The sequence below is a fragment of the Paraburkholderia flagellata genome (genome assembly GCF_021390645.1).
Classification (GTDB): Bacteria; Pseudomonadota; Gammaproteobacteria; order Burkholderiales; family Burkholderiaceae; genus Paraburkholderia; species Paraburkholderia flagellata.
Genome location: NZ_JAJEJT010000004.1, coordinates 835,045 through 846,763 on the forward strand (window position 1 = coordinate 835,045; position 11,719 = coordinate 846,763).

Genomic DNA, 11,719 nt, shown 5'->3' on the forward strand with positions numbered 1-11,719 from the left:
CAATCCATAGGAAATGCCACGCGCGAGGCGCGCGATTGCGCAATCATTTTTGTAAGCGTTGTGCGCTCAGCGAGGGGCCGTGCTGTGGGTGAACCCTCATATCCCCCTGGCATCTTACCCACCGATTGCGGCAAACCCTATCTATACCTCCGTATGATTTCGGCGGCTGGAGGTCTCCTGTAAGCTCAGGCCGCGTACACGCGACGAATCACAGCCATACCGCCTTCCAGCACGCAACGGGAGATATTCATTGTGTACGCCACAAGTCATCTGGGTGGTTGACGACGACCCTTCGGTCCGCTCCGGCCTCTCCAGCTTGCTACGCTCACTCGATTACGACGTCGTGACATTCGAATCCGGCATGGAGTTGCTGGCCGCCGCGGGCGCCCGCCATCCACGCTGTATCATTTCGGATGTCCAAATGCCTGGCATGACCGGCGTCGACATGTTCTTGCGCCTGATTGGCGCCGGCATTCGCATACCCACGATTTTCGTCACGGCCTACCCCATGCCCGAACTCCAGAGCCTGGCGCTGGACAATGGCGCGAGCGCATTCCTCATCAAGCCAGTCAGGGCCAGGGATCTAGCCGCTGCCGTCGCCGTGGCAGCGGCTGCCGCAACCTGAATCATCATCGCGCATTGCCGGGGCATCCCAAGGTATAGGCCGCAGTTGACTTTCGTATAGTGCGAACCACCTAACGTCTGATAGAACCAGGACGGCCGACGGTCTAAGCTTCCCACCGGGCAAGACCCGCATTGACAACTCCTCGTTCATACTCAACGTCAACAGGTGATTCCATGACGCTTCGCTCCAAGGTGCTTACCGCCGCACTCGCCGTGCTGCTCTCTTCCGCCGCTCTCGCACAAACCACGACGGCCGGCGACACGCCCGCGCTCACCAAGCAGCAGATCCGCGCCCAAATGCATGCCGACCGCGCCGCCAACCACGCATTGGCGAAAAAAGTTCGTGAGGCGCTCTACAAGAACCACGACCTGAACGACACAGACATCGCCGTGTTCGCCAATACGCGCACGGGCAAGGTCATCCTGGCCGGCACGATTCTCGACGAATCGCAGGACCAGATCGCTCAGGACGTCGCATCGAAAGTGTCGGGCGTGCAGTCGGTCGAGACCAAGCTGACGCTCTACGCAGCGCCCTGATACTCTGTTTCCTCGCAATTTCCTCGTAGTTACCTGACACTCGCGGTTTCACAGTAAGCGAATGCGCCGGCCATGCCGGCGCACTTCACACTTCACCTCAGCCGCAACCTCGGTTGTCAAATCAGGCAGCAACGGCCTCGCTCAGTACGGCGCTCACTTCGTCGAGCAGTCCCGGCATGGCGGTGTAGCTCGCCTGCGTGAGACGCAGCACACCTCCGTGCGTGCAGACGCCGACGACCTGATCGTCCGCGAAGCCCGAACTTACGATCGGCCCCCATAGCGCCTTCAGTGCAAATCCTTCGTATGCCGAAGCGACCGGCTCGCGGCCCAGATTCGAAAGCAGGAGGTCGAACGCCAGCATGTGCGAAAGAAAACCCGCTGCGTCCTCAACGGACGGATTCGATGACATGAATGCATCGAGCGCTTTCGTCTCCTGTACGACCGAGGCGTGCGTTTGCGCGGGTGCGAGCAATCCCTTGATCTCGCGCGCTGCGTCCCAGAACGGCGCGCCGCGCGCACGGTCGTCGACCGTCACGGTCTGCGTGATGTACACGCCATTGGCCTGACCCATGCCGCCCACGGTTCGACGCACGTCTATCGGCGAAACGGTACGCACGGGCCGCTCGCGCCATACGCGCGACAAGCGCCGCCCCGCTTCATGAACTGCCGCCGCGAGCGCGCCGTGCACCGTCGTGCGCTCGATGCGTGAGCGCTCCACAACAGCGCGCGTGAGTTGCGCGCTGAGCGCCAGCGCGGCAACCTCGGCGCGCGCGCCCGAAGCCGCACGGAAGACCTTGGGCTCCGGCGCCGGCGCGATCGCGCCGGGTACGGTCGCCGTCGCCATTTGCGCTCTTAAAAGGCATTCCAGCGGCTGCACGAGGGGCAAGCTCATGAGCGAGCCGCCCGCTAATGCGCTCAGCAGGTCCTCCATCACATACGCACCGCCCATGCCGTCGAGCACCGAGTGATGCGCCGCAAGAATGAGCGTCGAGCCGTCGTCGCCCTGCAGCAAGGTTGCACGCACAAGCGGTGCAGTCGACCAGTCGAAAGGCGTGTTCATTTCCCTCGCCGTCTCCACTTGCCACGAAGCCCGCGCACTCTCGACCACGCGCAGGGGAATTCGCGCATCGGGATCACGAAAGAAGGCAGGCACCGCGTCAGAGTCGGCGACGATCCGTGTAGAGAGCAAAGGATGCCGCTGCTGGAGCGCAAGCAATGCAGCGTGCCAGACGCTGGGCTCGAATACACGGTCGATTTCCGCGACCAGCGCGAAATGAATCGCGCGATTGCGGTCGAGCAACCAGAACAAATGTTCCGTACCGCCGAGCGCCCGCACCCGAACAGGCTCCTGTTTCATGTTGCTTTCGATATCCGCTTGTAGTTTTCGCATCTGAACTCCGTGTTATTCAAAAGTGGGGAAACGTTGAACGCAATCGCTTCCTGATCGAGAACACCTGTCGAGCCCTCTGCATTCCACGATGTATTCTCCGTTCCGCACGATGGTTTGTGTCGCAATGTGTTTGGCTTCCGGCATTGATACAAATAATTTCAATAATCAGTTAGCCGGACATATGACAGATACCTTCTCTGGTTTTAATCCGTTTTGTCTCCAGCCCGCCACGCGCCCGGCTCGTCATCAAGATGAAGACGAACGGCGATATCTGGCGCATATGGAATTTCGTTCGCCCGCCGGGTGTTCTGGTCATGGCGACTGTTTTTCCGCTTACCCTTATCGTCGACACATGAAATCTACCAGGACGATGACTGTCGCCGAATTGTCCGCACTCCTGCCTTCCATGCTTCCACGATTGTGGGCATTCGCGCTGCGCATTTCGGGCGATCAGCACGACGCCGAAGACCTCGTGCAGCGGGCGTGCGTGCGCGCACTCGAACGCGCGCATCAACTCGAACCCGGAACGGCGCCACTCAGCTGGATGTTCTCCATCGTCCAGTCCACGTGGCTCAACGAAATGCGAGCCCGCAATGTGCGCAACCGTTCGGGCATGGAATGGGATGACGGGTTTCTCGAAACCGTTCCCGATCCTTCTGCACGGACGCCGGAAGAACAGGTCATGAACGGGCAAATCATCCGCGCCGTTGAGCAATTACCCGAAGCACAGCGCATTGTCATGTTGCTCGTCGCCGTGGAAGGCTTAAGCTACAGCGAAGCCGCCGAAGTGCTGGACGTGCCGATCGGTACGATCATGAGCCGGCTTTCGCGGGCACGCCAGGCGATCGGTGCCCTGTTCGACGTCCAGAAAAAAGAAGAACGCGCGAAAAGCGCGGCGAACCGCAAGGAAATTGAGGCATGACTATGGATGACATCCTGCTCATGGCTTATGTCGACGGCGAACTCATGCCGCGTGAGCGCGAGGACGTGGAGAAGACGATCAGCGCATCGCCCGAGATCGCGGAGCGCGCTGCGCTATTCACGGCGTCGGCGCTGAGGTATCGGCACGCTTTTGCGCACCAGAAGCTGCCGCCCGTACCTGAGCAGCTCTCGCTCAAGATCGCTCAACTCAGCCGCGCGTATTCCGGCACGCCGCAGTCAGCCGGCAGCACGGAACCTGCCTGGTTTTCGCGGCTTCTCTCGCGCTTGCCGTTTCGTTGCGCGCAGAATCTATCACTGCCGGGTCTCGCCATGACATTCGCCGCCGGCGCGCTAAGCTGCGCGCTCGTGCTGCGCTACGCGACGGACTGGACACGCAGTGACCGTCGTACAGGCGCCATCACGCTGCACACCGCGGCCGCGAAAGTCTCGCCGTGGATCGCCGCGGCGGTGAACTATCAACAGCTTTACACGCGCGACACCGTCGCCTTCGACGCGCTCACGCCGGAATTGGCCTCACAGGTGATCGCGCAGATTCACAGCGACGACGGCGTACCGATACGTGTGCCGGACCTGCGCCCTGCGGGGCTCACATTCACGCGCGTTCAACGGCTGCGCTTTCACGAGAGACCGCTTGTGCAGATCGTGTATCTACCCAAAACGGGTTTGCCCGTTGCCCTGTGCGTGATGAAGGACGAAAAACCGGACGCAAGCATGACGCATGAGCATGTCGAAAGCATGAATGTCTTGATGTGGCGGCGCGCCAACCTCAGCTACGCGTTGATTGCGTCGCTCGACGATGACCAGCTGCTCGCAATCGGCAAACAGATTGCCAAAGACCAGACGCTCGAAACCGTGGGCTGGGTGGCGCCGGCCGGAAACGCTGCGGGGTGACTGATCTCACATCATTACTTCTGGATTCCGAATTATATTTAAAGAGAGATTTTCCGGCGGCGAATCGCGGCGTAACACCAACTAGCACATCGCCGGGAATAAACACCGATCACGGATTGTTCTGATTGCGCGGCCAGACATCTTGCCCTCCGGGACGAATCCACTGGCCGACCTTCATGTTCAGTCTGGAGCCGCCAGCGGCTCCGTTAAGTTATCGACATACTATGTCTTCCTTTTCCCGCATGCTGCTCGTGTACGACGGCACGAGCGAGGCCCAGGCCGCTCTGCAACGCTGCTCGCAGCTCTCGCTTGCCTTGTGCGCCCCAGTCGACGTGGTCGCCGTCGTCGATACCGAAAGCGTGAACGCAAGCTGCGGCGGCCTGCTGAGCGACGTCGCCTATACCCATCTCGAGGAAAGGGCCCGTGGCACACTCTGCGATGCCGTCGCACAGTTGGCCAATATCGGCATCACCGCGAATGGCTACGTCAAATACGGGCGAATCGCCGATGTCGTGACGCGTCACGCGCAAACGTTCAACCCCGACCTCATCGTGCTCGGCCACCGTGCGCGAGCAAGGCGCTCGCGGTGGTGGAGCGAGCGTCCCGCTCATATCGATCTCACTGAGCGCTTGTGCGGAACGACCATCGTTACCGTGACGCTGGCATCGGCTTAAGTCTTGCGTAACACTGCGCCGATGGCCCGGCGATTCGACATGCCAGCCTCACGCTGCCGCCAACGGCAGTATCAGACGCGCCTCGAGGCCGCCCGTGCACCGGTTTTCGAGTTCGAGTTCGCCGTGCATGGCGAGCGTGAGGCGTCGCGCAATCGTGAGCCCGAGGCCCGAGCCCGTCGCCGAGGCGGCCGTTTCGGGCGCGCGGTACCAGGCGGCGAAAACCGACTCCAGACGCGCGGGAGCGATGCCCGGCCCCGAATCGAGTACCGCCAGCACGAGACGCTGCGCCTCGACCCTCACACTAAGATGGACATCCACGCCGTAGCGCAGCGCATTGTCGATGAGATTCACAAGCACGCGGCGCAGCGCATGGGGACTCGTCATCACGGGACGTCCCACCCGCCCCTCGAGTTCGACGATGCGCCCGGCGTCCCGATAGTCCGCAATCAGCACGCCGAGCAAGCTGTCTGCATCGATGGAACGCATGGGCTCCAGCGCGCTGCATTGCATACGCGCGCAGGAAAGACTGCCTTCGACCAGTTCGGTCATCTCTGCAAGGTCGCGGGCGAGCGCGTCTCTTACCGCCGCTTCCTCCACGAGTTCCGAACGCATGGTCATGCGCGTAAGCGGCGTGCGCAAATCGTGCGCATAGGCGGCAAGCACATGTAGCAACTCGGCCTGGCGGCGCGCCCGATGGCGCGCGCCCACATTGAACGCGCGGGCGAGACGCGCAATCGTAGCGGGCCCCGTGTCTTCGGGCAGGACCGCCTCCGCCCCTTCGCCGAGGCTGCGCTCGACCCTGGCCTCCATGCGCCGAACGTACACGTGCAACTCGACGAGCTTCAGCGCCACGAGCGCAGTCACGAGTATGGCGGGCAGCACCAGGGGCAAGCCGAAGCGCACGAGCACCTGCCACGACACTGCATGGGTTGAGTAAGAGGCGTAAGCGCAGGCCGCCGCAAGCAGCACCCATAAGGGCCGCGACCACGCTTCGAAAGACCGCCACGCGCCGCGAGGCGCCGAAGCGCGGGCATCGGTTGCGTGCAGGTAAGCGTTTGGGGTACCCGATGGTTCGATGGCGTGCGCGTTCATATCCGTTCTCCTGTACTGGCCAGGAAACGCGCATTTGACAGACAGCAGACGCGCTGCCCGGAACATCTGCTTCGTGGCACCCCCTGCCCGGCAGCGCCAGAATAGGGCACCTCAGGCGCGCGGCGCCATTATATGAACGTATATGTTCAAGCCTACGGATGGGTACCATCACGCGGCGCGCCCCACACGCTGAAAGGGTCAAGCGTGCGGGACGCGACACCGCTAAGCGAGCTTGCGTATCGGCCTGAATCCGGCGCGAACCTCCTGTGCGAAGAGCAACGGTTCTTCCCAGGCCGCGAAATGGCCGCCCTTGTCGACCGTGTTGAAGTAGACGAGATCGTGATAACTGCGCTCTGCCCAACTGCGCGGCGCCTGATAGATCTCACCCGGAAACACAGTGATGGCCGCCGGCAACGCGATATCGACCGCGTTGAAGTTATTCGAGTGATCTTCCCAGTAAATCTGGGCCGACGACGTCGCGCTGTTGGTGAGCCAGTAGAGCGAAATATCGTCGAGAATCTCGTCGCGGCTCAGAGAACGCTCGGGAACACCGCCGCTATAAGTCCATTGGGAAATCTTGTCGTACATCCATGCCGCCTGGCCCACGGGCGAATCGGCCAGGGCGTAGCCCACCGTCTGTGGACGCGTCACCATCATGGCCGAATAGCCGCAGTTGTCGCGATAGAAAACATTCAGTTTTTCGTACGCACGTTTCTCGTCCGGGGAGAGGCTCGCGGGCGCGGGTTCACCCAGCGCAAGCAGCCGCGCAATATCCGGCGGCACGGTTGCGGGCATGTTCACGTGAATGCCAATCAAGCCTTTTACGTGCTGCATGGCCATGCGGTGCGAGACGACCGAGCCGCAATCGCCCCCCTGGGAGACAAAACGTGCGTAGCCAAGGCGCCCCATCAGTTCGCCCCAAGCCCGCGCGATATGATCGGAGCCCCAACCTGGCGTGGTCGGCTTTCCCGAAAAGCCGAAGCCGGGCAAAGACGGTACGACCACGTGGAAAGCGTCGTCGGCGCTCCCGCCGAAAGCTGTGGGATCGGTCAGCGGTTTGATGGCCTTGGTCAGTTCGAGAATCGAGCCGGGCCAACCGTGCGTCATGATCATCGGCAAAGCATTCTCGTGTTGCGAGCGCACGTGAATGAACTGGATATCCAGCCCGTCTATTTCCGTCACGAACATGGGAAATTCATTGAGTTTCGCCTCACCCTTGCGCCAGTCATAATCACTGCCCCAATACTGAACCAGCTGCTGCATGCGTGCGAGGCGAACGCCTTGCGATTCGTCGGCCACGGTTTCCTTTCCGGGCCAACGCGTATTGGCAAGACGCCGGCGCAAATCGGCCAGCGCAGCGTCCGGAATATTCGCCTTGAATGGGCGAATTTTTGCGTTCTGCGTGTCGGCGTAAATCGCTTCAGGAAAGAGCGCAAACGCGCCAACCGCCGCCGATGCGGCTAGCAGGTGGCGTCGCATTGGGGAAAAATCATTCGAAAACATCGCTGGCATCCTGTTCATAAGGGATAGTCAAATTGACGCGGCGACACGGCAACGCGTGGCTTTCACGCTGACGATCGTTTCCGGAAAGTCGCACCCCATTAAAGGCAGGCAATGTATCTCGCGTATGTCGGCTATGTAATCTTTCGTAAGCCGTAAATAAACACAGCCCACCCGGTTATGTTTTTCATTACGGCGGAATATCCATATACGAAGGTATGTGGCTACCTATCCGTAAACATCTGTCGGCTCAATCCAGAATGGAATGGTCTGATCGTCTGCATCCGGTTACTCTGCTGGCAGCGGTAGAAATGCTCCGCCGTCCCGTTTATGACGATCATGGAAAAAATCGATCACATACTGGTTGTCGACGACGACCGCGGCATACGCGAACTGGTTGCCGGTTATCTCCAGCGAAACGGCATGCAGGTCACGACCGCGTGCAACGGAAGGGAAATGCATGAGTATCTGGGAAGACATACACCCGACCTCGTCCTGCTCGACCTGATTCTGCCTGGCGAAGACGGTCTCGCGCTCTACCGCGGGTTGCGCGAAAGTCGCCATCGCGCGCTGCCCGTCGTCATGCTCACGGCCCGCTGTGATGTCACCGACCGCATCGTCGGGCTCGAAATGGGTGCGGACGACTATATGGCCAAGCCATTTCAGGCCCGCGAACTGCTCGCCCGCATCCGGGCGGTGCTGCGCCGCACGCGCATGCTGCCACCCGACCTGCAGCCCGTGGACGATACGCCGGTCCTCGGCTTCGGGGACTGGCGCCTCGACACCACCGCGCGCCATCTGCTCGAATCCGACGACACGGTCGTCGCGCTCAGCGGCGCCGAATATCGCTTGCTGCGCGTGTTTCTCGACCACGCGCAACGCGTATTGACGCGCGACCAGTTGCTCAACCTCACGCAGCGGCGCAACGCCGACCCGTTCGACCGCTCGATCGATTTGCTGGTGAGCCGGCTCAGGCAAAAATTGAACGACACGGCACGCGCGGCCCGTTACATCAAGACTCTGCGCAACGAGGGCTATGTTCTTTCCACGCCAGTGACGGTTCACCACGACGCGCGCGAAACCGCGCCGGGCAGTCGCGCCCGCGTAGAAAGCGAGGCGCTCTGTTTTTAGCCGCCCCGGCCTCTCGACGTGGCCTGGACACGAGCCAATTTGTAGCGCAATGTATCGAGCTTGCGCCACGAAACAACGGCTTACAAACCGCCCGAATACGGAAACATGCCCGACACATGCGCGGCTTCTAATCCCTGCGTGCAACGGCGATTCAAAACCGCCTGGCCAAACGCACGCTCCACACCCTCGTCAAGACGCTCGAAGAGAAACCCACCGCTCACACCTATGCAATTCTCCGACTTCTCCTCGCCCGCCTTCTTCACCAATCCTTATCCCCTGTACGAAAAGATTCGCGCAGCAGGGCCGATCTTGCAGGTTGGGCCCAAAGCCTTCGTGACGGGGCGCTTCGAGATCATCGACGCCCTGCTGCGCGACCCGCGCATGGGCAAGACCTATCTGCAAAGCGTGGCCGCTCGCTATGGCGATGAGGCGACGGCACAACCGGTGTTTCAGTCGCTGAGCCGTACCTTGCTGATGATGAATCCGCCCGCGCATACACGATTGCGTGCTTTGTTGATGAAGACGTTCAACGCCCGAAGCATCGAGAAGCTGACTTCGATTATCGAGGCGACCACGCATGAATTGCTCGAACGCGTGGCCTCGCGCGCCGAGTTCGATCTGGTCAGCGACTACGCATTCCCGTTGCCGGTGCAGATCATCTGCCGGCTGCTCGACGTACCCGTTGCGCACGCGAGCGCACTGGGCGGCGCGGCAGGCCAGCTCGTCGCGGCATTCGATCTCGCACCGCTCGACGAAAACGGCCTGCGCGCGGCCGACGAAGCCGCGCTCACGCTCGAACGTTACTTTCACGGCGTGATCGAGCAGCGTCGCGCACAACCCGGCGACGATCTGGTCTCCGCCATGCTCTGCGTGGAAGACGAAGGTTCGCGGCTCACGGATGAAGAAGTCGTTTCGAATGCCGTCCTGCTATTCATTGCCGGGCACGAAACGACGTCGAACATGATCGGCAATATGATGATCGCGCTCTTTCGCCATCCGCAGCAAATGGAGGCGCTAAAGCTCAACCCGAAGCTGTTGCCGCGGGCGATCGCGGAGTGCATGCGTTATGACGGCGCGGTGCAAATGCTCGTGCGCACCGCGCTCGAAGACATCACGCATGGACCCGCCTCGCTCGCGCGCGGCTCCGTCGTGTTCATGTTGATCGGGTCGGCCAACCGCGATCCGGCCGCATTCCCCGCGCCCGATACGCTGGACTTCGCGCGCAATGCGAGCACGCCTTCGGTCGCGTTCGGCGCGGGCATTCACTACTGTCTGGGCGCGCGGCTCGCAGTACTTGAGCTGGATGTCGCGATGCGCTCCCTGCTTGCCCGTTTCCCCGAGATCCGCCCTGTGGATCTGGACGGACTGGTCTGGCATCGTCGCAATAACCTGCGCGGCGTGACGTCCCTGCGCGTGCGCACGCGTTGACGTCGAGCGCTCACCGCGGACTATAGCGCTTCAAGGGTCGCTACAGATGCTGGACTTGCAGCATGGTATCCGCGAACGCTCTGGGTGCATCTTGCGGCAGATTGTGGCCAATACCGCCGCTGATGTCGCGATGCAGGTATTTGCCCGTGAACTGTCCGGCATAAGCCGCCGGCCGCGCATGTGGCGCGCCGTTGGCATTCCTTTCCATTACGATTATTTCGTTATCGAAAATAATTGGCATGGGAACTCAAGCAGCGAGGCGCGAAGTGAGGGAGTCAAGAGACGCGAAAGGGTACCATTGCTGAGCAAGACAGCACGATACAGCGATTGGTTTACGCACTCTGCGCGCCTGATAGCTAGCGCTTGCGATCGCGCTGCGGCGACAAACGTAGCTTCGTCGCCATATTGACAAGCTCCGGCAGCGAATCGGCGCTCATCTTCTGCATAACCTTACCGCGGTGCATCTTCACGGTAATTTCGCTGATGCCGAGTTCGCCGCCTATCTGCTTGTTCAGCAATCCCGAAACCACGAGCGCTATGACTTCCCGCTCGCGCGGTGTGAGCGTCGCATAGCTGTCGTGAAGCGCGCGCAACGCCATGTGGCTTTCGAGGGCGTCACGGCTTCGCTCGACGGCGTCGTGAATGGCCTCGAGCAACGTCTCGTCGTTGAAAGGCTTGGTCAGGAATTCGACTGCACCGGCTTTCATCGCTTTCACGGTCATGGGCACGTCCCCGTGACCGGTGATGAAGATGATCGGCATATCGGGCCGGTCGGCGGCAATGCGCTGCTGCAGTTCCAGGCCGTTCACCTGCGGAAGCGATACGTCCAGAACCAGACAGGTGGGCGCGAAAACGCGCGGATGAGCAAGAAAATCTTCGGCGCAAGCGAATATCTGCGCGTGCAGGCCTGCACTGCGCAGCAATAACTCCAGCGATTCGCGCACGGAAATGTCGTCGTCGATAACAAAGACAATGGGCTCGGCACGCGAACCGCTCGACGGCATGACGCCCTGACCTGCTCCACCTGCGTTACTTTGAGGCACGTTGTTCCTCTTTATCGCCCCGAAGCACTGAAACGCTCTCAGTTCTCGCGCAGCGCAACCTTGAGCGCCGCGAGAAGTGCCGTATCGCTAAAGGGTTTGAACAGGCAATCGCATGCACCCTGCGCGATCAGGCGATCGCGAACGGCGGCGTCTTTGTGAGCGGTAATGAAAACGACCGGCACGTTCTTGCCAAGACGCTTCAACTCACGAAAAAGCCCCATCCCGCCCATACCCGGCATATTGATGTCGAGGATCAGACACTGGGTTTGATCGACAACTTCGGACGCGAGAAAAGCCTCGGCAGACGAGAACACGCTCACGGCATATCCGAACACTCTCACCAGATCTGGAAGCGATTCCCGCACTGCTTCGTCATCATCGACCAACGTTACCAGCATGATTGCCCGCAATCAAGTCTCGTTGAGACCACTACCCCGCTCCTTGAGGATGCACCATGCCGGGTGGAG

12 protein-coding genes and 1 pseudogene are annotated in these 11,719 nt (G+C 60.9%); 7 read left to right on the top strand and 6 right to left on the bottom strand.

Going from position 1 to position 11,719, the window contains the following annotated elements; genetic code table 11:
* The first annotated feature begins 250 nt into the window (after positions 1-250).
* Positions 251-625, top strand: a complete 375-nt coding sequence (locus L0U83_RS34380) for a response regulator (RefSeq protein ID WP_233888608.1) — start codon at positions 251-253, stop codon at positions 623-625.
* Positions 626-798: 173 nt separating this feature from the next.
* Positions 799-1,161: a BON domain-containing protein gene (locus L0U83_RS34385; RefSeq protein WP_233888609.1), complete on the top strand. Its 363-nt coding sequence runs from the start codon at positions 799-801 to the stop codon at positions 1,159-1,161.
* Positions 1,162-1,282: 121 nt separating this feature from the next.
* Here the strand turns inward: L0U83_RS34385 and L0U83_RS34390 are convergent, their stop codons facing one another.
* Entirely contained in the window at positions 1,283-2,551 is a 1,269-nt protein-coding gene (locus L0U83_RS34390; RefSeq protein WP_233888610.1) for a condensation domain-containing protein, read from the bottom strand.
* A gap of 370 nt (positions 2,552-2,921) precedes the next feature.
* Between L0U83_RS34390 and L0U83_RS34395 the strand changes: the two genes are divergently transcribed.
* The 3 genes from L0U83_RS34395 to L0U83_RS34405 all read left to right on the top strand — a co-directional run bounded on the left by L0U83_RS34395 (position 2,922) and on the right by L0U83_RS34405 (position 5,058).
* Positions 2,922-3,473 (top strand): RNA polymerase sigma factor, encoded by a 552-nt coding sequence (locus L0U83_RS34395; RefSeq protein WP_233889154.1) that lies wholly within the window; start codon positions 2,922-2,924, stop codon positions 3,471-3,473.
* Positions 3,470-4,384 carry an anti-sigma factor family protein gene (locus tag L0U83_RS34400; protein ID WP_233888611.1) on the top strand — a complete coding sequence of 305 codons (915 nt, stop codon included), beginning with the start codon at positions 3,470-3,472 and terminating at the stop codon, positions 4,382-4,384. The genes L0U83_RS34395 and L0U83_RS34400 overlap by 4 nt, the downstream gene beginning before the upstream one ends.
* Positions 4,385-4,608: 224 nt before the next feature.
* Positions 4,609-5,058: a universal stress protein gene (locus L0U83_RS34405; protein ID WP_233888612.1), complete on the top strand. Its 450-nt coding sequence runs from the start codon at positions 4,609-4,611 to the stop codon at positions 5,056-5,058.
* A 48-nt stretch (positions 5,059-5,106) separates the two neighbouring features.
* Here the strand turns inward: L0U83_RS34405 and L0U83_RS34410 are convergent, their stop codons facing one another.
* Both L0U83_RS34410 and L0U83_RS34415 read right to left on the bottom strand, forming a co-directional pair.
* A complete protein-coding gene (locus L0U83_RS34410; RefSeq protein ID WP_233888613.1) occupies positions 5,107-6,150 on the bottom strand; it encodes a sensor histidine kinase in 1,044 nt (347 codons plus the stop codon).
* A 222-nt stretch (positions 6,151-6,372) separates the two neighbouring features.
* Complete coding sequence (locus tag L0U83_RS34415; RefSeq protein WP_233888614.1) at positions 6,373-7,653, bottom strand: epoxide hydrolase family protein; 1,281 nt, start codon at positions 7,651-7,653, stop codon at positions 6,373-6,375.
* 336 nt (positions 7,654-7,989) lie between these two features.
* On the opposite strand from L0U83_RS34415, the gene L0U83_RS34420 reads away from it, so the two are divergent.
* Together L0U83_RS34420 and L0U83_RS34425 are read left to right on the top strand one after the other, a co-directional pair.
* Positions 7,990-8,781 carry a response regulator gene (locus L0U83_RS34420; RefSeq protein WP_233888615.1) on the top strand — a complete coding sequence of 264 codons (792 nt, stop codon included), beginning with the start codon at positions 7,990-7,992 and terminating at the stop codon, positions 8,779-8,781.
* Between the two features lie 225 nt (positions 8,782-9,006).
* Positions 9,007-10,209, top strand: coding sequence for a cytochrome P450 (locus L0U83_RS34425; RefSeq protein WP_233888616.1), 1,203 nt, complete (start codon positions 9,007-9,009; stop codon positions 10,207-10,209).
* 40 nt (positions 10,210-10,249) lie between these two features.
* Here L0U83_RS34425 and L0U83_RS34430 read toward each other — a convergent pair.
* From L0U83_RS34430 to L0U83_RS34440, 3 genes and pseudogenes are all read right to left on the bottom strand, one after another.
* A pseudogene (locus tag L0U83_RS34430) lies at positions 10,250-10,423 on the bottom strand (alpha/beta hydrolase); the annotation flags it as partial.
* 142 nt (positions 10,424-10,565) lie between these two features.
* A complete protein-coding gene (locus tag L0U83_RS34435) occupies positions 10,566-11,213 on the bottom strand; it encodes a response regulator transcription factor (RefSeq protein ID WP_233889155.1) in 648 nt (215 codons plus the stop codon).
* Between the two features lie 77 nt (positions 11,214-11,290).
* Positions 11,291-11,650: a response regulator gene (locus tag L0U83_RS34440; RefSeq protein WP_373321186.1), complete on the bottom strand. Its 360-nt coding sequence runs from the start codon at positions 11,648-11,650 to the stop codon at positions 11,291-11,293.
* Between the last annotated feature and the right edge of the window lie 69 nt (positions 11,651-11,719).

Coding starts and splice junctions, on each gene's coding strand:
- L0U83_RS34410 (WP_233888613.1), bottom strand. CDS start 6,150: ATGAACGCGCACGCCATCGAACCATCGGGTACCCCAAACGCTTACCTG.
- L0U83_RS34385 (WP_233888609.1), top strand. CDS start 799: ATGACGCTTCGCTCCAAGGTGCTTACCGCCGCACTCGCCGTGCTGCTC.
- L0U83_RS34390 (WP_233888610.1), bottom strand. CDS start 2,551: ATGCGAAAACTACAAGCGGATATCGAAAGCAACATGAAACAGGAGCCT.
- L0U83_RS34420 (WP_233888615.1), top strand. CDS start 7,990: ATGGAAAAAATCGATCACATACTGGTTGTCGACGACGACCGCGGCATA.
- L0U83_RS34440 (WP_373321186.1), bottom strand. CDS start 11,650: ATGCTGGTAACGTTGGTCGATGATGACGAAGCAGTGCGGGAATCGCTT.
- L0U83_RS34395 (WP_233889154.1), top strand. CDS start 2,922: ATGACTGTCGCCGAATTGTCCGCACTCCTGCCTTCCATGCTTCCACGA.
- L0U83_RS34435 (WP_233889155.1), bottom strand. CDS start 11,213: ATGCCGTCGAGCGGTTCGCGTGCCGAGCCCATTGTCTTTGTTATCGAC.
- L0U83_RS34425 (WP_233888616.1), top strand. CDS start 9,007: ATGCAATTCTCCGACTTCTCCTCGCCCGCCTTCTTCACCAATCCTTAT.
- L0U83_RS34405 (WP_233888612.1), top strand. CDS start 4,609: ATGTCTTCCTTTTCCCGCATGCTGCTCGTGTACGACGGCACGAGCGAG.
- L0U83_RS34415 (WP_233888614.1), bottom strand. CDS start 7,653: ATGTTTTCGAATGATTTTTCCCCAATGCGACGCCACCTGCTAGCCGCA.
- L0U83_RS34400 (WP_233888611.1), top strand. CDS start 3,470: ATGACTATGGATGACATCCTGCTCATGGCTTATGTCGACGGCGAACTC.